Below are 24,781 nucleotides of genomic sequence, written 5' to 3'. Positions count from 1 at the left end.
GCATGGTGCCGCGCGGCGTGTCGCAAGTCTATCGCCTCATGCGCATGACGGCCCGCGGCGCGGCTGCCGATCGCGCATGGCCTACCAGGTGTCCGCCGGCAACTCCCGGCTGCGCGGCGGATCGGCACCCGGACGCGTGCAGGTGAATGCGGCGCATTTGCAGGCAAAGGACAGCGCGCGGGTGAGCTCGACAGCGGAGATGTCGGCGAGCCGCCGGCGTGCGATCCGGTCCAGCCGATGCAACGCGGCGAGCAGTGCCGCCTGAAAACTGTCGCCGGCGCCGATCGTATCGACGACGTTCACAACAGGCGATGCGGCCCCGATCGGTCCGGCCTTGCGATGCCAGGCAGCGGCGCCATCATTGCCGCGTGTGATGACGACAAGCGATGCGCCACCCGAGAGCAGCGTCTCGGCTCGCGCCGCATAGGCCTCATTGCCGAACAGATAGGTGAAATCGACGTCGGACATCTTCACGATGTCCGCCTTGCCGCAGAACGCCAGCATGCGCGCGCGATAGGCGTCCTTGTCCTTGACGAGGTTCGGCCGGCAATTCGGATCGAGCGAGATCGTCACCTTCGGCCGCGCATCTTCGATGAAGGCCAGCGTCTCGGCCGCGCCCTCGTCATGGACCAGCGTGGTCGAGCCGCTGTGCAGGCAGGTGACGCCGTCGAGCGCGATCGCCTCGCGCCGATAGGTCCAGTTCCGCGACGCGGTGTCGGCGTCATAGAAGGCGTATTGTGTCTCGGTGCCAGTGACGCGGGCAAAGGCCAGCGTCGCCTGGCGGTCGCTGCGCGTCGCGCGGCTGAGATCGACGCCCGAAGCTGCGGCATGATCGGCGATCATTTTACCAAAGGTGTCGGTCGAGATGCCGCCGACGAAGCCGGTCGGAACGTCGAGCCGGGCGCTGCCGATCGCGATGTTGAGGCAGGAGCCGCCGACCGCGGGCGTCAGGGCCTCGCGTCCATCCGCCGTCCGCGACGGCAGGAAATCGATCAGCGCATCTCCGCAACTCAGCAGCATGCAAACACCTCAAGTTGGCGCCGCGCCCGGCGCCCGCTTCATCGCCTCGCGGCTGTCTCGATCGAGCTGGCGCAGCATCTTGTGCACGCCCCGCTTCCTGCGGTGAAAATCGGCCAGTTCGGGCCGCGTCGGCTCGCTCAACCGTCCAAGCGCAGACATGCCGGCCATCGCCGCATTGATCGAATTATGCGCGCCGCTGGCGACCGCACCCAGCATCGCGGCGCCCAGCAAGACAGGTTCTTGCGTCTGCGGCAATGCGACCGTGTAGCCGGTGGTGTCGGCCATGATCTGGCGCACCAGGGGGCTGCGGCTCGCGCCACCGCCGATCACGATGGTCTTGCCACTGACGCCGTGGGCCTGCAGCGCCTCGATGACGTCGGCGAGGCCATAGGCCAGCCCGCACAGGCCGGCGATGAACAACCGTTCCAGCGCCGACACATCGGTGTCGAGATCGAGCCCCGCGATCACAGCACGCGAGCCGGGATCGGCATAGGGCGACCGGTTGCCGAGGAATTCCGGCAGCACATGAACGTTGCGCGCAAGCAGCGCGGCCGCACCGGCATTGCCGCTGCGCGCCAGGATGCGCTTCTCGAGGTACTCGATGACGTCGACGCCGTCGTTCCTGGCGGCCAGCAAGACCTCGGCATGCGCCGGATGCGATTTGAGCAGATGATCGATCGCGGCGCCCGCCGCCGATTGACCGCCTTCGTTGAGCCAGAAGCCCGGCACCATGCCTTCGAAATACGGGCCCCAGACGCCGGGCACAAAACAAGGATCGACGGTCGTCGCCATGATGCAGGCCGACGTCCCCATGATATAGGCGAGCCGCTGGCAGACATCGACCTCAGCGCCTGAGCCGTCGCGGCCACCGATCGCGCCAACGCCGCCGGCATGGGCATCGATCAAGGAGGCACCGACCGCGGTTCCCGGCACGAGGCCAAGATCGCGCGCGGCATCCTCCGACAGCCCGCGGCCGAGCGGCGAGCCGGGCGGCACGATCTCGGTACCGATGCGGGCGAAGCGATCGGCCGCGAGCGCCTCCAGCCCAACCCGCTTCAGGAAAGACTCGCTCCAGCCGCCCTCACCCGCGACATAGGTCCATTTGCAGGTGACCGTGCAGGTCGAGCGCGCCAGCGAGCCGCTGGCGCGGAACGAGAGATAGTCGGCGAGATCGAAGAAGTGGCCTGCCGCGTCGAACGTCGCCGGCAGATGCCGCTTCAGCCACAGGATTTTCGGGATCTCCATCTCGGGCGAGATGGCGCCGCCGACATAGCGCAGCACCCGGTCGCCGGTCGCGTTGACGAATTCGGTCTCATCCATCGCGCGGTGGTCCATCCAGACCACGACGTTGCGCGCGCGATCGCCGGACGGGCTGACGGTGAGCGGCCGGCCGGCCCTGTCGAGCACGACCAGCGAGCAGGTCGCATCAAACCCGATGCCCTTGACGTGCTCGGCCGCGACCGCAGCCTCGCGCATCGCGTTACGCACGGACGCCACGCAGGCGGCCCAGATGTCATCTGACGATTGCTCGACGATGTCGCCAGGCTCGTGCCACACCCGGATCGGATGCCGGGCGGAGCCCAGCAGTTTTCCGGCCTCGTCGAATACGCCCGCCCGGGCGCTGGTGCTCCCGACGTCCACCCCGATATAGGCTTGCCGCATGGCCGCTCCGTTATTTCCGGCGCGAGCTTACCAGCAAGTGTAGCCGCCATCGACCAGAACGATGCTTCCTGTCATCAGGCTCGCCGCCTCGGAGGCCAGGAACAGCACCACGGAGGCGATCTCGTCGACCTGCCCCATCCGGGCCATCGGGGTTCCACCGATCCAGGCGTCGTACATCTTGGGGCTGTTCTTTACGAAGGCGTTCAGCGGCGTCTCGATATAGGTCGGCGCCACGGCGTTGACCCGGACCCCGCGCGCGCCCCATTCGGCGGCGAGCGATTTGGTCAGATGGTGCACCGCGGCCTTGGAGGCATTGTAGAAGCACTGCTCCTGCGGCTTGTTGACGATGAAGCCGGACATCGAGCCGACATTGACGATGGTGCCGGACTTCGCCTTCAGCATGTGATTGCCGAACGCGCGACAGCACCAGAAGGTGCCGTTCAGGTTGACGTCGATGACGTTGAGCCAGTGCTCGTCGGTCACGGTCTCGGCCGGGGTCTCGCTGCGGGCGATGCCGGCATTGTTGACGAGGATGTCGACCTTGCCGTACTTGCGCACCAGTTCGTCGGCGACCGCCGAGACGCGCCCGGAATCCGTCACGTCCATCAGCGCGATGTCGGCGTCGAAGCCCTTGGCCTTGAGCGCCGCCTGCGCGTCATTGGCGACCTTGGCGTCGCGGTCGCCGATGATGACCTTGGCGCCGGCTTCCGCCAGCGCCTCGGCGCAGGCGAGCCCGATGCCCTGACCGGCGCCGGTGATAATGGCGGTCTTGCCGCCGAGCTTGAATTTCTCGAGATACATTTTCTTCTTCCTTTGCCTAGAGCCCGCATGTCGCGGGCGTGCCGCCCCGGCCAGAGCGGGCCTTATCCGTTGATCGACTTTCCGCTGTCGTCGAAACGATGGATACGTGCCGGGTCCGGGATCAGCGACACCTTGTCGCCCGGATGCAGGTCGAGCTCGCCGACATAGCGCGCGGTCAGCATCCCGAGCGGCCCCGCATCGACATAGAGGAAGGTGTCGCTGCCGAGATGCTCGGCGACCGAGACGGTACCGTGCCAGCCGCCCTGCCCGTCGCGCTCGACCTTCAAATGCTCGGGCCGCACGCCGATGGTGGTCGCACCCTGCTGCTTGGCGAGCTCGCCGGTGACGAAATTCATTTTCGGCGAGCCGATGAAGCCGGCGACGAACAAATTGGCCGGCTTCTCATAAAGCTCGAGCGGCGAGCCATATTGCTCGATCTTGCCGCCGTTCAGCACCACGATCTTGTCGGCCATGGTCATGGCCTCGACCTGGTCGTGGGTGACGTAGATCGCCGTGGTGCCGAGCTGCTTCTGCAACCGCGTCACCTCGAGCCGCATCTGCACCCGCAGCGCGGCGTCGAGGTTCGACAGCGGCTCGTCGAACAGGAATGCCTTGGGCTCGCGCACGATGGCGCGGCCGATCGCGACGCGCTGGCGCTGGCCCCCGGACAGTTCGCGCGGCTTGCGCTCGAGATAGGGCGTCAGGTTGAGCGTCGCCGCGGCGGCCTCGACCTTGCGGTTGATCTCATCCTTGGCGATGCCGGCCATCTTCAGGCCGAACGCGATGTTGCCGCGCACGCTCATATGCGGATAGAGCGCATAGGACTGGAACACCATCGATAGCCCGCGCTTGGCCGGCGGCACGTCGACCACGTTGCGTCCGTCGATCAGGATGGCGCCGCCGGTGACGTCCTCGAGCCCCGCGATCAGCCGCAGCAGCGTGGTCTTGCCGCAGCCGGACGGACCGACGAACACGACGAAGGAGCCGTCGGTGATCTCGAGGTCGGCGCCCTTGATGATGTGGACCGGCCCGAACGATTTTTGCACACCCTGCAGCGTAATCTGACCCATGGGACAAGCCTTTCTGCTACTTGACCGCGCCGAAGGTCAGGCCGCGGACGAGCTGCCGCTGACTGAACCAGCCGAGCACGAGAATGGGCGCGATCGCGAGCGTCGACGCCGCCGACAATTTCGCCCAGAACAAGCCTTCCGGGCTGGAATAGGATGCGATGAACACGGTGAGCGGCGCCGCCTCGAGGGTCGACAGATTGAGGGTCCAGAACGCCTCGTTCCACGCCAGGATCAGATTGAGCAGCAATGTCGAGGCCAGCCCCGGCACCGCCATCGGCGTCAGCACGTAGATCAGCTCGCGCCCGATGGTGGCGCCGTCCATGCGTGCGGCTTCGAGGATGTCCTTCGGGATCTCCTTGAAATAGGTGAACAGCATCCAGATCACGATCGGCAGATTGCCGAGGCACAGGATGAAGATCAGGCCGCTTCTTGTGTCGAGCAGACCGAAATTCCGGTAGATCAGGTAGATCGGCACCAGCACGCCGACCGGCGGCATCATCTTGGTCGAGAGCATCCAGAGCAGCACGTCCTTGGTCCGCTTGGTCGGCGAGAATGCCATCGACCATGCCGCCGGGATCGCAATCAGCATCGCGATCAAGGTCGAGCCGCCGGCGATGATGATCGAGTTGAGCGCGTGATGGAGATAATCGCTGCGCTCCTGCACCGTGACGTAGTTCTCCGTGGTCCAGTGGAAGAACAGGAATGACGGCGGGATCGCGAAGGCTTCGAGCTCGGTCTTGAAGCTTGCCAGCACCATCCAGAGGATCGGGAAGAAGATCAGGAAGCCGACCAGCCAGGCCGCCGCCGTCGAGATCACCTTGCTCCGTGTCGTGACCATCCGCGCCATGACGTTACGCCTCCAGATTCCGGCCGACGATACGAACGAGGAAGAACGCGACGATGTTGGCGAGCACCACCGCGACCAGGCCGCCCGCCGAGGCGCTGCCGACGTCGTACTGGATCAGCGCCTGCGAATAGATCAGGAAGGCGATGTTGGTGGTCTGCAGGCCCGGGCCGCCGCCGGTGGTGACGAAGATCTCCGCGAACACCGTGAGCAGGAAGATGGTCTCGATCAGGATCACCACCGTGATTGGGCGCGCCAGATGCGGCAGCGTGATATAGATGAAGGTCGAGATCGCGCTCGCGCCGTCCATCTCGGCGGCCTCCTTCTGCTCCTCGTCGAGCGATTGCAGCGCGGTGAGCAGGATCAGGGTCGCGAACGGCAGCCACTGCCAGGAGATGATCAGGATCACCGAGAACAGCGGCGCCTCGTTGAACCAGTCGATCGCCGGCAGCCCGAACAGATGCGCGATCCAGGCGAACAGGCCCGACACCGGATGCATCAACAGGTTCTTCCAGACCAGCGCGCTCACCGTCGGCATCACGAAGAACGGCGCGATCACCATCAGGCGGACGATCGAGAGCCCGACCACCTGCTGGTCGAGCAGCAGCGCCAGCGGCACGCCGAGGATGATTGTGATCGCGAGCACCGAGCCGACCAGCACCAGTGTGTTCTGCAACGAGGCGAGGAAGGCCGGGTCGGTGAGGAAGTAGCGGAAATTCTCCAGGCCGACGAAGGATTCGGAGCCGGGATCGAGCAGATTGTAGTGCAGGGTCGCGAAGTAGATCGTGAGCGCCAGCGGCACGATCATCCAGATGAACAGCAGCGCCACGGCGGGCGTGAGCAGCGTGCGTGCGAGCAGTTGGGTCTGCTGGGTCGCCATCCCCGCCTCCTTCTTTCGGAAAGGAGCGACCATCCCGCTGCGGGACAGGATGGTCGCAAGTGGCCCAGCTCGGGAGGTCTAAGCTGGTCGGGAGGCCAGGGCGCACACCGCACCCCGGCTTTGGTCCAGGCGTGGTTTACTTGATATAGCCCGCGCGCTTCATCTCGCGCTCGGTCGCGGACTGCGCAGCGGAGAGCGCCGCATCGACGGTGGTCGAGCCGGACAGCGCGGCCGAGAATTGCTGACCGACCTGGGTGCCGATGCCCTGGAATTCAGGGATCGCCGCATACTGCACACCCACGTAGGGCACCGGCTTCACCGTCGGCTTGTTCGGATCGGCCGCATCGATCGAGGCCAGCGTCAACTTGGCGAAGGGCGCGACCTTGAGATAGTCGGGGTTCTTGTACAGCGAGGTGCGCGTGCCGGGCGGCACGTTGGACCAGCCTTCCTTCGACGCGACGAGCTTGGTGTAATCCTTGCTGGTCGCCCAGGCGATGAACTTCTCGGCCGCGTCGACCTTCTTCGAGCCGGCGGGGATCGCGAGGCTCCATGCCCACAGCCAGTTGGCGTTCTTGCCGAGACCGGTGTTCGGGGCCAGCGCGAAGCCGACCTTGTCGGCAACCTTGGAATCCTTCGGGTTGGTCACCATGGACGCAGCCACCGTGGCGTCGATCCACATCGCGCATTTGCCGGCGCTGAACAGCGCGAGGTTCTCGTTGAAGCCGTTGGACGAGGCGCCGGGAGGTCCGGCCTGCTTCATCAGGTCGACATAGGTCGTCAGCGTCTTCTTCCATTCGGGCGAATTGAACTGCGGCTCCCACTTCTCGTCGAACCAGCGCGCGCCGAACGAGTTGGACATCGCGGTCAGGAACGCCATGTTCTCGCCCCAGCCTGCCTTGCCGCGCAAGCAGATGCCGTAGACGCCGCCCGACTTGTCGGTCAGCTTCTTGGCCGCGTCGACCACGAAATCCCAGGTCGGGCTTTCCGGCATCTTCAGGCCGGCCTTGTCGAACAGGTCGGTGCGGTACATCACCATCGAGCTCTCGCCATAGAACGGCGCGGCGTAGAGCTTGCCGTCGACCGAAACCGCATCCTTGATCTTCGGCAGCAGGTCATTGACGTCGTAATCGGCGCCCAGCTTGTCGAGCGGCACCAGCCAGCTCTTCTTGGCCCAGATCGGCACCTCGTAGGTGCCGATGGTGAGCACGTCGAACTGGCCGCCCTTGGTGGCGATGTCGGTGGTCACGCGCTGGCGCAGCACGTTCTCCTCGAGCGTCACCCATTTCACGGTGATGTCCGGATTCTTCGCAGTGAATTCGCTGGTCAGCCCCTGCATGCGGATCATGTCGCTGTTGTTGACGGTCGCGACCGTCAGCGTGGTCTGGGCGATCGAGGGGGCAGAGATCAAAAGACTGGCCGCGCCCGCAACGGCGCAAAGGACGTTTTTCACGGTGACCTCCCTGATGTCACGTTGAGCATATGCCCACGTGTTGAGCGTATGTTCATCCCGTCGTTAAAGTTTGTCAAGCACGCGGGTGCGCCGTCCTGCGCGATTGCGGGTTCCGCTGCACGCTGGAATGGAGTTTTTGCGGGAGCGAAGGGAGCCGCTGAGAAGCCAGCGCCAATTGCGCTCGCAGCGGGACTGCGCTCCCTCGCCCCGTTCTTACGGGGAGAGGGTTGGGGTGAGGGGCTCTTTCCGCGGACGCGAAACCAGACGAGTACGCGGAGACTCCCCCTCACCCGGAACGCATCTAACGATGCGTCATAGCCGAAGCTCTGCTTCGGCGTTCTTGAGAACGGCCGCCGCGGGCGGCCTATGCCTCTCCCCGCACGCGGGGCGAGGTGAAATCCGACTCGTGACTTCTAGCGATCCAGCACCGCGCGCGCGGTCGCCTCATCGGTGATCAGGCCATTGATCACCCGGCCCGCCAGCGCGGCCTTGATCGACGGCACCTTGGCGGCGCCGACGGCCGCCGCGATCGTGGTCGATACCGCGGGGATCTGCGGCGGAATGCTGGTCAGGCGCTTGTTGGTGCCGCCCTTGATCAGTTTGCCCTTGGCGTCATAGGCCCAGCCGGTCACCTCGCCGACCGCGCCGAGCCGCATCATCTCCAGCAGCTCCTCGCGGGTGACGAAGCCGTCGATATGGACCTGGGCCTTCTGGTCCATCTGGCCGATGCCGATCAGCCGCAAATCGGCCTTGGCGGCGACCGCCCTCACCCGCGCGATCGGGTCGATGCGCACCATGCGGTTGCGCTCGTCCTCGCTCGACATCAGGAACGGCAGCGGCATCGGGTAATGCCGCGCACCGGTGCGGTCGGCGAGCCGCCCGACCGTGTCGTAGAAGCTCGCCGAACCGTCGGCGGAGATGTTGCCGACCAGCGAGACGATCTGGTGATCGGGCCGCTCGATCGGCGAGACCCGCTCGACCGCAGCGCGCACCGCGCGGCCGGTGCCGAGCGCGACGATGACCGGCGTCTCCGAACGCAGCGTCATCTCCAGCAGATTGGCGCTGCGCTCGGCGATCCCGGCATTCGACAGCGGCGCCGCCGGATCCGTCGGCACGACGTCGCAATGCACCAGATCGAACCGCGCCTTCAGACGCGACGCCAGCTCCATGCAGGCTGCAATGGGGTGTTCGAGACGAAACGTGATCAGCCGCTCCGCCAGGCACAGCGACACCAGGCGCTGCGCCGAGGCGCGCGACACCTGCAGCATCTTTGCGATTTCGTCCTGGGTGTGGCCCGCGATGAAATACAGCCAGCCGGCGCGCGCCGCATCGTCCAAGCGAGACTTTTCGTTGTCGGGCGCAGCCATCGTGTTGCGTCAGCCTTCGTTCCAGAAATCCGTCATCGCCGCGAAGATTCGATCCGCCCCGGCCTGCCGCAACAGAGCACTGCCGTCGGCCGACCGATAGTGGGCGCCACCGACAAATCCCCACACTTTCATCCCCGCGGCCTTCGCCGCCATTACCCCGCTGACGCTGTCCTCGATGACCAGCGTGCGGCGCGGATCGGCTTCCATTCTGCCGGCGGCAAACAGGAACAGATCCGGCGCCGGCTTGCCATGCAAGACCATCTGAGCGGTGTAGAGCCTTTGCCCGAAGCTGGCGGCGAGACCGGTCAGCTCCAGCGAAAACTTTACACGCTCGAGATCGCTCGATGAGGCGACACACGTCGGCAGGCGCAATTCCGCGAGCACGGCGGCGATGCCCGCGATCGGCTTGAGCTGCGCGCGGAAGGTCTCGCGCACCTGGTGCGCCAATTCGGGCAGGAAGGTCGCGGGCAGCGGCTTGCCCATCTCCCGGCAATAGTCGACCAGGGCCGTGGTGCTGCGCCCGAGGAAGAGTTGGAGCGCCCGATCGGTGCTCATCTCGATGCCGGCCTGAACCATCGCCTCGGCGAGGCAACGGCAGCTCAATTCCTCGCTGTCGACGAGCACGCCGTCACAGTCGAAGATGACCAGATCGGTCTCTGGCAGCCGCGGATCCATCCCGCCATGAGATCATATGCTCACGTCATGAGCAATAGATCACCATTCCGCGCGCGGAATGCCGCGCCTCAAATGGTCGCGGTGCACCGCCAACCATGCTGTGCGACAAGGCGAAATGCCGCATGACACACCTCTGATCGCGACCGTCGTCGCGGGCCTTGGATTAGCCTTCGTCTTCGGAACCATCGCCCAGCGCTTTCGGGTTCCGCCATTGGTCGGTTACCTGCTCGCGGGCGTCGCCGTGGGTCCGTTCACGCCCGGCTTCGTCGCCGACCAGGCGCTGGCGACCGAGCTCGCGGAGCTCGGTATCATCCTCCTGATGTTCGGCGTCGGCCTGCATTTCTCGCTGAACGACCTGCTGTCGGTGCGCGCGATCGCGATGCCCGGCGCCATTGCGCAGATCGCGGTCGCCACACTGCTCGGCCTATGCCTCGCGCTGTTGATGGGCTGGACCGTCGGCGCCGGCCTGGTGTTCGGGCTCGCATTGTCGGTCGCGAGTACCGTCGTGTTGTTGCGCGCGTTGCAGGAACGACGGCTGATGGACACCGAACGCGGCAAGATCGCGGTCGGCTGGCTGATCGTCGAAGACCTCGCCATGGTGCTCGCGCTGGTGCTGTTCCCGGCGGTGGCGAGCTTCCAGGGCGGCGACGGCGCGACACTGACCTCCGACCCGCTCGCCGCCCGCTTCGGCCTCGGGTTGACCGGCGTGCTGGTGCTGACGCTGATCAAGATCGCCGTGTTCATCGCGCTGATGCTGGTGGTCGGACGCCGGCTGATCCCATGGGTGCTGCACTACATCGCGCACACCGGCTCGCGCGAGCTGTTCCGGCTGACCGTGCTTGCGATCGCGCTCTGCATTGCGTTCGGCGCCACCAAGCTGTTCGGGGTTTCGCTGGCGCTCGGCGCCTTCTTCGCCGGGATGATGCTGCGGGAATCGCCGCTCAGCCAGCGCGCCGCCCAGGAGACGCTGCCGCTGCGCGACGCCTTCGCAGTGCTGTTCTTCGTCTCCGTCGGCATGCTGTTCGATCCGCTCAGCGTGGTGCGCGAGCCCTGGCCATTCGCAGCGACCTTGTTCGTCATCGTGGTCGGCAAGTCGCTTGCCGCGCTCTTGATCGTCCTGCTGTTCCGCCACCCGATGGCGACCGCTTTGATGATCTCGGCGAGCCTCGCCCAGATCGGCGAATTCTCCTTCATCCTGGCCGAGCTCGGCGTTGCGCTCAATCTGCTGCCGAAGGCAGGCCGCGACCTGATCCTGGCCGGCGCGATCTTCTCGATCATGCTCAACCCGCTGGTGTTCGCGGTGGTCGACTGGCTGACCTCGCGGCTCGAGAAACCGCAGGCTGCCTCGCCGACCGCCGCAACCTCCGAACCGATCCCCGTCACCGAGTTGCAGGATCACACCATCCTGGTCGGCTACGGCCGGGTCGGCAGCATCGTGGGTAACGTCCTGCATCAGCGGAATGCGCCGTTCCTCGCCGTCGAAGCGGCCGACGACACGGTCGCAAAGCTCAGGCAGCGCGGCATCGAAGCCCTGATGGGCAATGCGGCGCGCGCCAGCGTGCTGCGCGCGACCAATCCGGCCGGCGCGCGATCGCTGGTCATCGCGATTCCCGAAGCGTTCGAGGCCGGACAGATCGTCGAGCAGGCCCGCGCGGCCAATGCCGACATCCAGATCATCGCGCGCGCGCATTCCGACGCCGAGGTCGATCATCTGAAGGGGCTCGGGGCCGACATCGTGATCATGGGCGAGCGCGAGATCGCCCGTGGCATGATCGAGGAGCTCGACCGCAGACACTCAGGTGTCGCCGCGCAAGATGCGAGGGAGGATTCCGCAGCCTGAAGGCAACCGAGCTCATCGGCAAATGCCGTAACGCCCGCACCCCGCCAGATAAGAAGGAGATCAAGATTTGGCGTTCAAGAGCCCGCACGTTTCACTGGTGTCGTTCTCGATCGAGATCGGCGCCGAGGCCACGACCAATGTGATGCAGATCGAGACCGACCTGCATCTGAACACGCGTCATCCGAGTTATGACGCCGCTGCAATCGAGCGGCTGGTGCGCGACGCGCAGGCTTATCTCGCCGGCAATGCCGACCAGATCACGCAAATCCGGCTGGTCTCCAACCGCAGCGGCCAGACCTGAAGAAATCAACCGCCGAGGAATGCGGGCGCGAGGTCCTCTTGCACGATGATGTTGGCGGCCTCCGTCGTCAGCTCGCTGCCGACAAGGTCCAGATTCTTCGCGGCCTCGAACAGCATCGCGCGGACGTCGTCCGGCGTCAGCACGCCCTTTGCGATCAGCTTACGCACCAGCGCCTGTAGAATCAGAACGTCGATCTCGCCATGGGCCAGCGGCGTCGGCTTGTCCGTCATGATCGTCTCCCAGTGAGCGAGGCGGCTAGCGCGGTGGTGACGCGATGTTCTTGTGCAATTCTTCGAATGCACGGCGCAGACCGTGCAGCTGGTCGACCAGATGCAGGATGACGTCGATCCCCTCGTCGTTGACGCCGAAATCGCCCTTCAGATCCCGGATCAGATGCGCACGCGCCACGTCGGTGTCGGAGAAACTGACCTCGCGCGTGGTCTCGTCCGGAACGAGCCATTGCTGCTCGATCCAGAATTCCAGGGTCTGCACCTCCAGACCCGCATCGATGAGGAACTGCTGCTTGTTCATGATGCACCATCCTCGCGTGGATTGAACCCCTTGCGATCCCAGTTCGACACGAACGCCTCGAGCGCGGGATCGGGTCCCTTGGGCAGAACCACCTTGAGCTTGACGAACTCATCGCCATGACCGCCGCCGACCTTGGGCGCGCCCTTGCCGCGCAACCGCATCGTCGTGCCGGTGTTCGAGCCCTTCGGAACCGTCATGGTGACCGCGCCGGTCGGCGTCGGCACGTTGACCCTGCCGCCGAGCACCGCCTCTGACAGCGAGATCGGCAATTCCAGCGAGATGTCGTCGCCCTCGCGGGTGAAGCGCGGATCGGGACGAACCTCGACCTCGATCAGCGCGTCGCCGGGACCGCCCTTGCCGCTGCCCGGCATGCCCTTGCCGCGCAGGCGAATGACTTGTCCATCGATGAGCCCTGGCGGAATCGTCACATCGAGCGTGCCGCCGTCGGGAAGCGTCAGGCGCTTGCTTCCGCCGGTGATCGATTCCGCGAAATCGATCGCGAGACTGTAGTGCAAATCGCGGCCGCGCCGGTTGGCGCGTGCCTGCTCGCTGCGCCGGAGCAACTCGGCGAACGCGTCGTCCTGATCCATATAATCGGCATAGCCGGAACTGTCGGCATAAGGATGCGCCCCATCCGCGGTGGCGAAATCCCGGTAGTAGCGATGCTGCGGCCGCTCGGCGCCGCTGGCGTCGATCTCGCCGGCATCGAAGCGCTTGCGCTTGTCGGCATCCGAGAGCAGATCGTTCGCCGCGGCGACTTCCTTGAACTTTTCTTCCGCGGCCTTGTCACCCGGATTGAGATCCGGATGCAGCTTCTTCGCCAGCTTTCGATAGGCCTTCTGGATATCGGCCGAGGACGCCGTCGGGGCAACGCCAAGGACCTCGTACGGATTTCTCACAACCTGCTCCGCAACACCGTGAGTGCACCTGCAATCATGAGGGCGCAAAAGCAGGCGATTTGCAAGTGTGCCCGCACCTCGCCCGGCAACGGGCGACGCGGCATGTGCTCACGTCACAGCCGAGCTAAGACGTATGTCCGGGGTCCAGATAGTTCGGCATGTTCTTTTCTTGCTGCGGCGTCATCTTGGCGGGATCTGGCTTGCCCGGCACGCCTCGCGGGCCAAGCAGGGCTCGCTGCATATCGTCTTCGCTGAGGCGCGGCTTGCCGTCGTCAAGCTGTCCGCTACCACCATGACTCTGCGCCATGATTGACCTCCGGTGATGATCGCTTGCGCGCGGGCGGAAGAGTACCGCGCTCCGCCGGGACAATCCAGCGGAGCGCGGCCGTCACTCAGCGTTGCTCCTGCCGCTTCTCCTCCGCAGGATGACCTGCGGCGGGCGCACCATGCGGCGGAGCGGAATGCGGCTCCGGCCGTGCCGCAGACTGCGGGTGCGCCGCGGGTGGCTGCGGATGCGCGGCCGGCGGCTGCGGATGCGCCTCAGGGCGTGCCATCGTTTCCGGTCGCGCTTCCGGCCTTGCCGCAGGCTCCGGTCGCGGTTCGGGCCTTGCTGCCTGCTCCGGCCGCGCAACAGGCTTTGCGGCAGGCTCGGGCCGCGGCTCCTCCTTGCGCACTTCCGGTGCGGCAGGCCGCGCCGCTTCCGTTGCAGGCCGCGGTTCGACCTTGGGCGCGGCAGCAGGTGCTGCGCGCTTCTCTTCGGCCGCGGGCTTGTTCACCTCGGCGGGTGGATGTGCAGCAGCGCCCTTCTCGGGGACCGGAAGCGCGTGAGATGCGGCAGGCGCCGGAGCGCCAGGATGCGGCTCTACCTTCGTCTCGGGCGTCGGAGCTGCGTGCTTCTCCTCGACCGCGGGCTTGTTCTCCTGAGCGGTCGGATGTGCCGCGGGAACTTCCTTCCCCGGGACCGGGAGCGCGTGGGAGGCCGCGGGTGCAGTCGCAGTCGCGGGTGCGGCTGGAGACCCTGGCCGCGCCGGCTCCCCGGCCGCCGGCTTTGCGGCGGTGGCAGGCGCAGCCTCGCCGGCCGGCCGCGCGCGGACCACGCCCGGTCCCTTCAATTCGCCCGGACGCGCGGTTGCGCCGACGGCGGGCACGCCATTGTTCGCCCGTTTGAACAGGCTCGGATCCTGGCTTGCGGTCTCGACCTGCTTGCGCTGCAACGGCGTCGCCGCGAAATGCTGCTCCTTGGCGACCGCGCGATCGGCAGCAGTCGGCCGCGCTTCGATGCCGCCGGTGCCACCATTGTAGCTGACGTTGCTGACGGTGGTCTGGTTGATCGTGACATTCTTCTCGTAGACGTTGGTGATGCGCGCGCCCTGCAGATTGTTCACCGTGCGATTGTAGAAGAAATTGCCGTGATCCCAGCGGCCGCCTTCATAGCCCGAGCCACCGTAACCGAAGCCGTAATTGACGCCGCCGTAGAAGCCGACGCGATCGCCCCAATAGCCCTGATGGAAAATGAAGCCGCCACCGAACGCGCCCCAGTAACCGGGAGTCCACAACAGCCCGACCCGCGGCGGCTGCACCCAGGTGCCCGGCACCCAGTAGTAATCACCGCGATCCTCGTCCCACGACCAATTGCCCGGCGACCACATGTAGCCCGGCCCGGGCACCGGCGGCTGATCGTAGGTCGGCAGCGGCGGCGGCGCGGTCTCGACGGCAGAGACCGGCGCGCATGCCGCATCCTGCGCGATTGCCGGCACGGCCGTCGCAGAGAACAGCGCCGCGGCAATCGCTGCACACGACACGGTCGAAAGGAGACGAGTTGTCATTGGGAGCCTCTTCGATGAGCACGTTCAACGTGAGAACCGGAACAAAGTTCCGTGCATCGGCAATGCACCGACACACTTCATCGCTAGACCCTTGACCTTACACCAGCCTGAAACAGGCTGAAACACATCACGCAGTCATTCATCGAGAGTTCAGAGTGTACAGTGACTCATCATCGCGCGATTCAGTGGAACATCGCGGCGCGCCGCAGGCATCATCTCATCTGCATCATCAAGTGCATTCCGTTGCATGCGAGATCATCGCTTCGAAAACGAGTCCATGAATGCGATTTGAGCTTTCGTACGATTGCGGTGAATCGAACTCGTCGGGCCGTTGACTTCTCCAAGCACGGTGGTCGGCCAGCCAGCATCGGCGCGTTGTGCGCGCACCTTGCCGGCACATCCCGTAGCATTACCTCCGGATGAGTGCCAACGGCCGCGCTCGGCGATTGACACACCCCTGAAACGACCACACGATACGAGCAGCGGTGGCGTCAGGCCCGGTTCTCCACCCGGCACGATTGGACGCTTGACGCTTGATGGATGTCATCGTTCCGCCATCTGTCGCCGGCGGCAATGCGTGGCATGACTTGATCTCGACGAGCCTGTGCTGCCTTGAGGTGCCACCATGAACATTGAAAAATATACCGATCGCCTCCGCGGCTTCATTCAGTCGGCTCAATCGCTCGCGGTGCGCGAGGGGCACCAGCAGTTCTCGACGCTCCACCTCCTGAAGGTGCTGCTCGATGACCCCGAAGGCCTCGCGGCCGGCCTGATCGACCGCGCCGGCGGCAACTCGCGCGCGATCCTCAAGGCGACCGAAGACGCGCTGGCGAAGGTGCCGAAGGTCAGCGGCGCCGGCTCCGGACAGATCTATATGGCGCCCGAAACCGCGCGCGCATTCACCGCAGCGGAACAGGCCGCCGACAAGGCCGGCGACAGCTTTGTCTCGGTCGAACGCCTGCTGCAGGCGCTCGCAGCCGACAAGGACAGCGAGGCCGGCAGACTGCTCGCCAAGGGCGGCGTCAATCCGCAGAACCTGAACGCGGCGATCAATGCGCTGCGCAAGGGCCGCACCGCCGACAGCGCGTCGGCCGAGAATGCCTATGACGCGCTGAAGAAATATGCCCGCGATCTCACCCAGGCCGCGCGCGACGGCAAGCTCGATCCGGTGATCGGCCGCGACGAGGAGATCCGTCGTACCATCCAGGTGCTGTCACGCCGCACCAAGAACAATCCCGTCCTGATCGGCGAACCCGGCGTCGGCAAGACCGCGATCGTCGAGGGGCTGGCGCTGCGCATCGTCAATGGCGACGTGCCGGAAAGCCTGCAGGACAAGGCGCTGCTCGCGCTCGATCTCGGCGCGTTGATCGCCGGTGCAAAGTATCGCGGCGAGTTCGAGGAACGGCTCAAGGCGGTGCTGCAGGAGGTGACGTCCGCCGAGGGCGGCATCATCCTGTTCATCGACGAGATGCATACGCTGATCGGCGCCGGCAAGGGCGACGGCGCGATGGATGCATCGAACCTCTTGAAGCCTGCGCTCGCGCGCGGCGAGCTGCACTGCATCGGCGCCACCACGCTCGACGAATACCGCAAGCATGTCGAGAAGGACCCGGCGCTGGCCCGGCGCTTCCAGCCGGTTTTCGTCTCCGAACCGACGGTCGAGGATACCATCTCGATCCTGCGCGGCCTGAAGGACAAATACGAGCAGCATCACGGCGTGCGCATCGCGGATTCGGCGCTGGTCGCCGCCGCCACGCTGTCGAACCGCTACATCACCGACCGCTTCCTGCCCGACAAGGCGATCGACCTGATGGACGAGGCCGCGGCACGGCTGAAGATGCAGGTCGATTCCAAGCCCGAGGAGCTCGACTCGCTCGACCGCGAGATCATCCGGCTCAAGATCGAGCAGGAGGCGCTGAAGAAGGAAACCGATCTCGGCTCCAGGAGCCGCCTGCAAACGCTCGAGAAGGATCTCGTGGATCTCGAGAAGAAATCGGCTGACATGACGTCGAGATGGCGGTCGGAGAAGAGCAAGCTCTCCGACGCTCAGAAGATGAAGGGCGAGCTCGAGCAGCTGCGCACCGAGCTTGCCAATGCGCAGCGTCGCGGCGAATTCCAGAAAGCGGGCGAGCTGGCCTATGGCCGCATTCCCGAGATCGAGAAGAAGCTCGCTGCGGTCGAGGCCAGCGAGACCTCGTCCGCCAGCGAGACCGTGACCGCCGACAACATCGCGCAGGTGGTGTCGCGCTGGACCGGCGTACCGGTCGACAAGATGCTGGAAGGCGAGAAGGACAAGCTGCTGCGGATGGAGGAGATGCTCGGCAAGCGCGTCGTCGGCCAGGCCGAGGCCGTGCGTGCGGTGTCGACCGCTGTGCGCCGCGCCCGCGCCGGCCTGCAGGACCCGAACCGGCCGATCGGCTCGTTCATGTTCCTGGGGCCCACCGGCGTCGGCAAGACCGAGCTGGCAAAGGCGCTCGCCGAATATCTGTTCGACGACGAGACCGCGATGATCCGCCTCGACATGTCCGAATACATGGAGAAGCACTCGGTCTCGCGGCTGATCGGCGCGCCGCCCGGCTATGTCGGCTACGACGAGGGCGGCGCATTGACGGAGGCGGTGCGGCGGCGGCCCTACCAGGTGGTGTTGTTCGACGAGATTGAGAAGGCGCATCCGGACGTCTTCAACGTGCTGCTGCAGGTGCTCGACGACGGCCGGCTGACCGACGGCCAGGGCCGCACCGTCGATTTCCGCAACACGCTGATCATCATGACCTCGAACATCGGCGCGGAATATCTCGTCAACCAGCCGGAGGGACAGCCGACCAGCGCGGTGCGCGAGCAGGTGATGAACATGGTGCGCGCGCACTTCCGCCCCGAATTCCTCAACCGCATCGACGAGATCATCCTGTTCCACCGGCTGCAAAAGAGCGACATGGGCCGGATCGTCGAGATTCAATTCTCGCGCCTGCGCAGGCTGCTCGAGGATCGCAAGATCGATCTCGAGCTCGATCCGAAGGCGCGCGACTGGCTGGCCGAGAAGGGCTGGGATCCCGCCTATGGCGCCCGCCCGCTGAAACGGGTGATCCAGCGCAGCGTGCAGGACCCGCTGGCCGAGATGATCCTCGCCGGCGAGGTCCGCGACGGCTCGGTGGTGAAGCTCTCGGCCACCAAGGCCGGCCTCACCTTCAACGGCAAGAAGCCGGAGAATGCGGCGGCGGACGAATTCGAGCCGGTGTGAGCCAAACCTGGATTGCCAGCGGCGCGGCGTCATCGCCGCGTCGTCCTGGGCGCATCATATGCAAGCCGAATACATAAGCTGTCTTGCAATCAGGGAGAGCACCATGACGCAGCAGAACATCAAGGACAACATGGAGGTCATCGGCGCCGACGGCGTGCATGTCGGCACCGTCGATCACGTCGAAGGCAACCGCATCAAGCTCAAGAAGAGCGAGAGCGACGGCTTCCACAAGGGCCATCATCACTATATCGAGCTCGGCTTCGTCGCCGGTGTCGAAGGCTCCAAGGTCCGGCTGTCGGCCAACGCCGCCATTGCGGTGACCCTCGAGGAAGAGAAGTCCGGAAAGCCGGTTGGTCCCTCCGCGGAAGCCTAGCAATCCGGGCTCTTGTAAAGGCTCCGGTGGCATGCTCCTCTCTCCCGTATCTGGACGTCGATCCGGCGTCCGGCCCGCCTTTTTGTCGTCATGCAATAGCCGTTAGTTAAGGAGAGATGCGTGCCATCAGCCGTTCCGCAACCGGTCGCTGCGAAGCTGACGCGCGCGGCCATCTTCCTTGCGGTCACGATCAAGCCCAATCCGGAATTTGATGCCGTGGTGCGGTCGCTGTGTGCCGACGTGGCCGCGCTGGTGCGCGCGGTCGGCTTCCGCGATCTCGAGGGCCGGCTGTCCTGCGTCATGGGCATCGGCTCGGATGCATGGGACCGGCTGTTCGGCGCGCCGAAGCCGCAAGGGCTGCATCCGTTCCGCGAGATCAACGGCGTCCACCACGCGGTCGCGACCCCGGGCGACCTGCTGTTTCACATCCGCGCCGTGCCGATGGACCTGTGCTTCGAGCTCGCGAGCCAGATCATGTCGCGGCTCGGCGATGCGGTTGCCACCGCGGATGAGGTGCACGGTTTCAAATATTTCGACGAGCGCGACCTGCTCGGCTTCGTCGACGGCACGGAGAATCCGGAGGACCAGGCGGCAACCGAGGCCACCATCATCGGCGACGAGGACGCGGCGTTTGCCGGCGGCAGCTATGTGATCGTGCAAAAATACCTGCACGACCTCAAGAAGTGGAACGAGCTGCCGGTCGAGATGCAGGAGAAGATCATCGGCCGCACCAAACTGTCCGACATCGAGCTCGACGATGCGGTGAAGCCGAGCTACGCGCACAACGCGCTGACGACGATCGTCGAAAACGGCGAGGAGCTCGACATCGTCCGCGACAACATGCCGTTCGGCAACATCAGCAAGGGCGAGTTCGGCACCTATTTCATCGGCTACGCCAAGTCCCCGCACCGGATCGAGCAGATGCTGGAGAACATGTTCGTCGGCAAGCCGCCGGGCAATTACGACCGCCTGCTCGACTTCAGCCGCGCCGTGACCGGCACGCTGTACTTCATCCCGTCGGCGACGTTCCTCGAGGAAGTCACCAGCGCTCCGCCTGCGGCCGCGTCCGCTGAGCCGTCGCTGGATGACGCCGGGGCTGACGACACATCTGCACAAAGAATACCGCCGTCCGACGGCTCGCTCGGGATCGGCTCACTCAAAGGAGAGGCTGGACATGAATAATCTTCATCGGGGACTGGCCCCCATCTCAGACGCGGCATGGGCCCAGATCGAAGAGGAAGCCTCGCGTACGTTGAAGCGCCATCTGGCGGCGCGCCGCGTCGTCGATGTCGATGGCCCGAAGGGAACGGATTTCGCCGCGGTCGGCACCGGCCATCTGAAGAAAATCGCGACCCCCGGCGACGGGGTCGAGGCGACGCAGCGCGAGGTCCGCGCGCTGGTCGAGCTGCGCGTGCCGTTCGAGCTGTCGCGCCAGGCGATCGACGATGTCGAACGCGGCTCCAATGATTCCGACTGGGATCCGCTCAAGGACGCCGCGCGCAAGATCGCCTTCGCCGAGGACCGCGCGGTGTTCGACGGCTACGCCGCCGCCGGGATTCAGGGCATCCGCCAAGGCACCAGCAACCCGGTGCTGAAGCTGCCGTCGAGCATCAAGAACTACCCCGCCGTGGTTGCGCAAGCGGTCAGCCAGTTGCGGCTCGCCGGCGTCAACGGCCCCTATACGCTGCTGCTCGGTACCGAGCCGTACACCGCGATCGGCGGGGCGACCGACGACGGCTACCCCGTCCTGCAGCACATCCAGCGCCTGATCGACGGCAAGATCATCTGGGCACCCGCGATCGAGGGCGGCGTCCTGCTCACCACCCGCGGCGGCGATTTCCAGCTCTCGATCGGCCAGGACCTTTCGATCGGCTATCTCAGCCACTCCGCGAGTTCGGTCCAGCTGTACTTCCAGGAGACCATCACCTTCCTGATGCTGACCAGCGAAGCGTCGGTGGTGCTTGCGCCGGAGGCGAAGAAACCCGCCTAATCTTTCCGGCGTTGCTTCATCCGGGAAGTCTCCGGCCGCGGCCGGAGCTTCCGCCAAACGTGAAACGGAGAGGAGGCGCGCAATGGACTACGATCTCTACATCAACCCGAAGAAGGTGTCGGTCGGTCTTTACGTCCGCAAGGGCGCAGGTCTGCCCGATCTTGCCGATGCCAAGGACTGGGTGTTCGACGGCACCTTCGGACAGGCCAATCTGCCGCCGCAGCTCGTGAAGGAGATCGAGGCCAACGGCCACGCCTTCCGCGACATGGATTGAGCGCCGCTCTATTTCTCCCCTGTCTTCACCGGGGCGGTCTCGGGCATCAGGCTCATCGCGATGATGCCGACCGCGGCCGCGAGCAGCAGATACCAGGATGGCGCCAGCGGATCGCCGGTCACGTGCAGCAGCCACGTGACCACGAGTTGCGCGGTGCCGCCGAAGGTCGCGATCGCGACCGCGTAGATCGTCGCGAACACGCCGCCGCGAATGTTCTGCGGCAGCGCCTCGGTGAAGGCGGCGTAGAATGCCGTGAACGGCAGCGATCCGATGAATGACAGGATGCCGAAGCCGAACAGCAGCGACCACGCGCCGGGATCCTGGACGATCCACAGGAAGGCCGGATAGGTCAGCACCAGCACGACCAGCTGCGGCCAGATCATGATCGGCTTGCGGCCGAGCCGGTCGGCCAGCCAGCCGCCCAGCACCGCGCCGATGATCTGAAGTCCGTTGCTCACCAGCGATACGGTGAACGCCAGCGACGGCGACACATGCAGCGTGTTCTTGGCGTAGGTCGTCATGTATTGCGTCACGTAGGTCGAGATCGTGCCGCTGGCCAGGATCATCACGGCCAGCAGGATCACCCGAAGATGCCGGCGCGCCAGCACGACATGGTTCGAGCTTTCGACTGCAGCTGCGGCGCGCTCGCCGTGAGGCACCGTTTCCGGCAGCGTCCGGCGCATCCATATGCCGAACGGCAGGCAGACCGCTCCGAGCAGGAACGCGACGCGCCAGCCGTAGGCTTCGAGCATGTCGGGCGCCATCGTACTGCTGAGGATGACCCCGACCAGCGCGCCGACCGTCGCCGCGATCTCCTGGCTGGCCGGCTGCCAGGCCACCACCAGGCCGCGATTCCTGGGTGCTGCGATCTCGATCAGATAGGCCGTGGTCGGCCCGACCTCGCCGCCGAGCGCGAACCCCTGCACCATCCGCGCCAGGATCACAATGATCGGCGCCACGATGCCGATCGTCGCATAGGACGGCGTCAGCGCGATGGTCAGGATCGCGCCCCCCATCAGCGCAAAGCTCAGCAACATCGCCGGCCGCCGGCCAACCCGGTCGGAGAAGATGCCGAGCACAACGCCGCCAATGGGGCGCGTCAGGAAGCCGGCGCCGAAGGTTGCAAGCGACAGCATCAGGCTGCCGTATTCGCTATGCGCGGGGAAGAAGGTGCGGCCGATCTCGGTCGCGAAGAAGCTGTAGGTGACGAAGTCGTAGAACTCCAGCATGTTGCCGATGGTCGCGGCAAAGGCTGCGCGCTTGACATCGAACTCTTCCCTGCTCGCAATGTCCTGCAACGCTCTCGGTTCCCTTAGGGTTGGCTGTGCGGAGCGAGTATTATTCCTCAGCCCATGCAAGGCAAGGCATGGCGTCCCTCGCGATCCTCAATCAGCTGCAGCGCGTCGGCCGCAAGGCTTCATCGCACCGGAGGAATGATTGCGCGGAGGATGTCCCTGTTCCAGCGTTGCCGGGCGCCGTCGAATGCCGCGAAATCGTGATCGAATTGCCAATAGGCCCACGCCCAGCCGAAGCTTTCAGCGCGCCTCGCCACGAACGTCAGGTATTTCGCCCGGCTCTCCGCCGGCGCGCGCTCGTAGACGCCGAACTCGCCGAGATAGATCGGGCGCTGCTCCCTCTTCGACCAGGACCTGACCTTGTCGAAATCGGCGGCGGCCTTGGCTTCGTCCTCCGCAGATCCCCAACTCAACGGGCCGATCTTCGAGAAAGTCCCCGACCACGGCGCGCCCTGATGGGTGAATTGCAGCGGCAAATAATAGTGGAACGTGACGATGAGATTCCTGTCGCCGGCCGGCAGCGCCAGTTCGTCGACCGGCAGTTCATCGGTGTTCAGGATGGCGACAATGACATTGCGCGTCGGATTGGCGCCCCTGACGATGGCGAGGCACTCGCCGAGCAGCGCGTTCCACTCGGCCGATGTCATGTTACCACCGGGCTCGTTCAGGATATCGAACACCAGCGCCGGATATCTGCCCGCGTAGCGCGACGCGATCTGGCGCCAGAACGCCTTGAGCTTCGCGGTGCATTCCGGAACGTCGCGCTGACAGAGATCGGTGTCGTGCTCATCGAGGATCGGGATCAGCCTGCTCGCCAGCGCCTGCTCGATCACGGCATCGAGACGCCGCAGGACAGCTTCATCCAGGATGTTGCCGGAATCCATGTGCCTGAAGCCGAAGAAGTTGATCCGGACGTGTGAAAAGCCTGCCTTGCGGATGGCGGTGAGGTTTTCCGGGCGAAAGGGCGCGTTCCGGTAACCTTCCCAGATGCCGTCATAGCCAAGGATATTGATGCCGCGCCCCAGCGCCGCGAGGTCCGGAGACGCTCCCTGCCCGGCCGCACGCGCAGACGAGATCAGCACGGCAGCAAGCACCGCCGCCAGCAGCGCGCTCAAGGTTGTCCGCGGAAGACATCGGAACGCGGTCATGGCTGCTCCAGCTCGCGCAACGGTACACGCGACGACGGCAAGGGCCGGCAAACCGCGAGGAACAAGGCGATCAGCAGCACCGATGTGAACATCGTCGAACGCAGGAAGACCGTTTCGGTAAAATTGGTCTGACAGTTGAGGAAGACGAACCCGATGATGAGCGCACAATGCAGTCGGTCGATCGCCCGCCCCGCGATCAGGCAGAGCATCTTGCAGGAAAACAGGAGAACGCTCGCCATGAACAAGGAATAGCCCAGGAATCCGGTCTCGACGAGAATGGCGATGTAGCCGTTGTGGTAATTGTCGAGCACCCAGCCGTGGTTCTGGTTGAAATAGTCGTAGATCTCCGGTCTGGTCCAGAATCCGTTGATGCCAAATCCGAACAGCGGCGCATCATCGAAATGGCTGATGGCGTAGTGCCAGATGAAGGTTCTCTCGGTAAGATTGATCGTCGTGTCGAACACATGGATCGCGTCGTACCCGGTCGTGTAGAAGTACAGCATCAGCAACGCGGCCGCGACGCACATGGCGCACGGCAGCACCGCATAGACTTGCATGCACCTGATTGACCACAGGGCGGTCAGCAACAGCGCACAGGCAACCAGCGACAGGGCGCCGGCGCCGCGCGACTCCGAGAAGACGACGCAGGTCGAGGCGAGCGCGAATATCACGAGGAACGGCAGCCATCCCTGTCCGTTTACCTTTCGATAACAGGCAAAGAACATGAGATAGGCACCGGCGAAGCCCAGCGTCTGCTTCGATTCGAAGACGCCCTGCCATTGCCCATTGTGCATCCAGGTCTGGTCCACGCCGATATCGGGGAGGACGACTGCGCAAAATGCCGAGCTCGCGATCAGGACGAACAGCCCGCGGGTGATCGACTTCACGATATCGTCGATGTCGACGCGGGTGACCATGCAGAACGCGCCGAGCGTCGTGATCGCGAGCGCAGCGGCCTTCATCAGGGCCGCGACGCCCAGATCGGTCCAGAACACGGAAATCGCGGCGAACGCATAGAATCCGACGATCACTAGCGTGTCGAGATTGAAGGCCAACCGTAGGCACGGACGAATGAACAAGCTCGCATAGATCAGCACGCCCCACATCATGAGGGCGACGGCCTGTTGGACCAGCGTCACTTCCGTCGGAAGCAGCGCGGCGTGGAACGTCCCCATCGACAGGATGACGTTGATGGTGATCGACCAGTTGACGACGGTTCGCGCGAAGTTTTCCGCTTCGATTGCCGGCGCCTGCCAGACCGAGCTGTCGAACGCTCGTCCGTCCATATCAATTGTAC

Annotated in this window: 24 protein-coding genes; 7 read left to right on the top strand and 17 right to left on the bottom strand. The window is 65.0% G+C overall.

Features of this window, described 5'->3' with window-relative positions:
- Nucleotides 1-81 precede the first annotated feature (81 nt).
- The 9 genes from XH92_RS11005 to XH92_RS10965 all read right to left on the bottom strand — a co-directional run bounded on the left by XH92_RS11005 (nt 82) and on the right by XH92_RS10965 (nt 9,769).
- Complete coding sequence (locus XH92_RS11005; protein WP_194459225.1) at nt 82-1,020, bottom strand: carbohydrate kinase; 939 nt, start codon at nt 1,018-1,020, stop codon at nt 82-84.
- 9 nt (nt 1,021-1,029) lie between these two features.
- On the bottom strand, nt 1,030-2,682 hold the full coding sequence (locus XH92_RS11000) for an FGGY-family carbohydrate kinase (protein ID WP_194459224.1): 1,653 nt from the start codon (nt 2,680-2,682) through the stop codon (nt 1,030-1,032).
- A 27-nt stretch (nt 2,683-2,709) separates the two neighbouring features.
- Entirely contained in the window at nt 2,710-3,483 is a 774-nt protein-coding gene (locus XH92_RS10995; protein ID WP_194459223.1) for an SDR family NAD(P)-dependent oxidoreductase, read from the bottom strand.
- A 62-nt stretch (nt 3,484-3,545) separates the two neighbouring features.
- A complete protein-coding gene (locus XH92_RS10990; protein WP_194459222.1) occupies nt 3,546-4,553 on the bottom strand; it encodes an ABC transporter ATP-binding protein in 1,008 nt (335 codons plus the stop codon).
- Between the two features lie 16 nt (nt 4,554-4,569).
- Nucleotides 4,570-5,400: a carbohydrate ABC transporter permease gene (locus tag XH92_RS10985; RefSeq protein WP_194459221.1), complete on the bottom strand. Its 831-nt coding sequence runs from the start codon at nt 5,398-5,400 to the stop codon at nt 4,570-4,572.
- A 4-nt stretch (nt 5,401-5,404) separates the two neighbouring features.
- Nucleotides 5,405-6,277, bottom strand: a complete 873-nt coding sequence (locus XH92_RS10980) for a carbohydrate ABC transporter permease (RefSeq protein ID WP_194459220.1) — start codon at nt 6,275-6,277, stop codon at nt 5,405-5,407.
- 136 nt (nt 6,278-6,413) lie between these two features.
- A complete protein-coding gene (locus XH92_RS10975; RefSeq protein WP_050402571.1) occupies nt 6,414-7,727 on the bottom strand; it encodes a sugar ABC transporter substrate-binding protein in 1,314 nt (437 codons plus the stop codon).
- 413 nt (nt 7,728-8,140) lie between these two features.
- The gene (locus tag XH92_RS10970; protein ID WP_194459219.1) at nt 8,141-9,094 is read right to left on the bottom strand and encodes a sugar-binding transcriptional regulator; all 954 of its coding nucleotides are present in this window, start codon (nt 9,092-9,094) and stop codon (nt 8,141-8,143) included.
- 9 nt (nt 9,095-9,103) lie between these two features.
- Nucleotides 9,104-9,769: an HAD family phosphatase gene (locus XH92_RS10965; RefSeq protein WP_194459218.1), complete on the bottom strand. Its 666-nt coding sequence runs from the start codon at nt 9,767-9,769 to the stop codon at nt 9,104-9,106.
- A gap of 115 nt (nt 9,770-9,884) precedes the next feature.
- On the opposite strand from XH92_RS10965, the gene ybaL reads away from it, so the two are divergent.
- Entirely contained in the window at nt 9,885-11,609 is a 1,725-nt protein-coding gene (gene ybaL, locus XH92_RS10960) for a YbaL family putative K(+) efflux transporter (protein ID WP_194459217.1), read from the top strand.
- A 67-nt stretch (nt 11,610-11,676) separates the two neighbouring features.
- Nucleotides 11,677-11,910 (top strand): hypothetical protein, encoded by a 234-nt coding sequence (locus XH92_RS10955; protein WP_194459216.1) that lies wholly within the window; start codon nt 11,677-11,679, stop codon nt 11,908-11,910.
- A 5-nt stretch (nt 11,911-11,915) separates the two neighbouring features.
- Here XH92_RS10955 and XH92_RS10950 read toward each other — a convergent pair whose 3' ends face one another.
- The 5 genes from XH92_RS10950 to XH92_RS10930 form a co-directional block, all read right to left on the bottom strand.
- The gene (locus XH92_RS10950) at nt 11,916-12,140 is read right to left on the bottom strand and encodes a hypothetical protein (protein WP_021081495.1); all 225 of its coding nucleotides are present in this window, start codon (nt 12,138-12,140) and stop codon (nt 11,916-11,918) included.
- A 25-nt stretch (nt 12,141-12,165) separates the two neighbouring features.
- Nucleotides 12,166-12,441, bottom strand: coding sequence for a chaperone modulator CbpM (locus XH92_RS10945; RefSeq protein ID WP_194459215.1), 276 nt, complete (start codon nt 12,439-12,441; stop codon nt 12,166-12,168).
- Complete coding sequence (locus XH92_RS10940; protein ID WP_194459214.1) at nt 12,438-13,340, bottom strand: DnaJ C-terminal domain-containing protein; 903 nt, start codon at nt 13,338-13,340, stop codon at nt 12,438-12,440. Before XH92_RS10940 ends, XH92_RS10945 begins: the two co-directional genes overlap by 4 nt.
- 124 nt (nt 13,341-13,464) lie before the next feature.
- Nucleotides 13,465-13,647 (bottom strand): hypothetical protein, encoded by a 183-nt coding sequence (locus XH92_RS10935; RefSeq protein WP_194459213.1) that lies wholly within the window; start codon nt 13,645-13,647, stop codon nt 13,465-13,467.
- Between the two features lie 85 nt (nt 13,648-13,732).
- Nucleotides 13,733-15,166, bottom strand: coding sequence for a YXWGXW repeat-containing protein (locus XH92_RS10930; protein ID WP_194459212.1), 1,434 nt, complete (start codon nt 15,164-15,166; stop codon nt 13,733-13,735).
- A 625-nt stretch (nt 15,167-15,791) separates the two neighbouring features.
- On the opposite strand from XH92_RS10930, the gene clpB reads away from it, so the two are divergent.
- The 5 genes from clpB (at nt 15,792) to XH92_RS10905 (ending at nt 21,041) form a co-directional block, all read left to right on the top strand.
- A complete protein-coding gene (clpB, locus tag XH92_RS10925) occupies nt 15,792-18,404 on the top strand; it encodes an ATP-dependent chaperone ClpB (RefSeq protein ID WP_194459211.1) in 2,613 nt (870 codons plus the stop codon).
- A 103-nt stretch (nt 18,405-18,507) separates the two neighbouring features.
- Nucleotides 18,508-18,777, top strand: coding sequence for a DUF2171 domain-containing protein (locus tag XH92_RS10920; RefSeq protein ID WP_050628119.1), 270 nt, complete (start codon nt 18,508-18,510; stop codon nt 18,775-18,777).
- Nucleotides 18,778-18,897: 120 nt separating this feature from the next.
- Entirely contained in the window at nt 18,898-19,959 is a 1,062-nt protein-coding gene (locus tag XH92_RS10915; RefSeq protein ID WP_194459210.1) for a Dyp-type peroxidase, read from the top strand.
- Entirely contained in the window at nt 19,952-20,767 is an 816-nt protein-coding gene (locus tag XH92_RS10910; RefSeq protein ID WP_194459209.1) for a family 1 encapsulin nanocompartment shell protein, read from the top strand. Before XH92_RS10915 ends, XH92_RS10910 begins: the two co-directional genes overlap by 8 nt.
- 82 nt (nt 20,768-20,849) lie before the next feature.
- Nucleotides 20,850-21,041 carry a hypothetical protein gene (locus tag XH92_RS10905; RefSeq protein ID WP_194459208.1) on the top strand — a complete coding sequence of 64 codons (192 nt, stop codon included), beginning with the start codon at nt 20,850-20,852 and terminating at the stop codon, nt 21,039-21,041.
- 8 nt (nt 21,042-21,049) lie between these two features.
- On the opposite strand, the gene XH92_RS10900 is transcribed toward XH92_RS10905, so the two are convergent.
- The 3 genes from XH92_RS10900 to XH92_RS10890 form a co-directional block, all read right to left on the bottom strand.
- Nucleotides 21,050-22,339: an MFS transporter gene (locus XH92_RS10900; protein WP_194459207.1), complete on the bottom strand. Its 1,290-nt coding sequence runs from the start codon at nt 22,337-22,339 to the stop codon at nt 21,050-21,052.
- A 119-nt stretch (nt 22,340-22,458) separates the two neighbouring features.
- The gene (locus XH92_RS10895) at nt 22,459-23,484 is read right to left on the bottom strand and encodes a glycoside hydrolase family 5 protein (protein WP_194459206.1); all 1,026 of its coding nucleotides are present in this window, start codon (nt 23,482-23,484) and stop codon (nt 22,459-22,461) included.
- Complete coding sequence (locus XH92_RS10890) at nt 23,481-24,770, bottom strand: O-antigen ligase (protein WP_194459205.1); 1,290 nt, start codon at nt 24,768-24,770, stop codon at nt 23,481-23,483. Before XH92_RS10890 ends, XH92_RS10895 begins: the two co-directional genes overlap by 4 nt.
- Nucleotides 24,771-24,781: the final 11 nt, after the last annotated feature.

It is taken from the genome of Bradyrhizobium sp. CCBAU 53421 (genome assembly GCF_015291625.1).
GTDB lineage: Bacteria > Pseudomonadota > Alphaproteobacteria > Rhizobiales > Xanthobacteraceae > Bradyrhizobium.
This window is presented reverse-complemented; position numbering and strand designations above follow the sequence as displayed.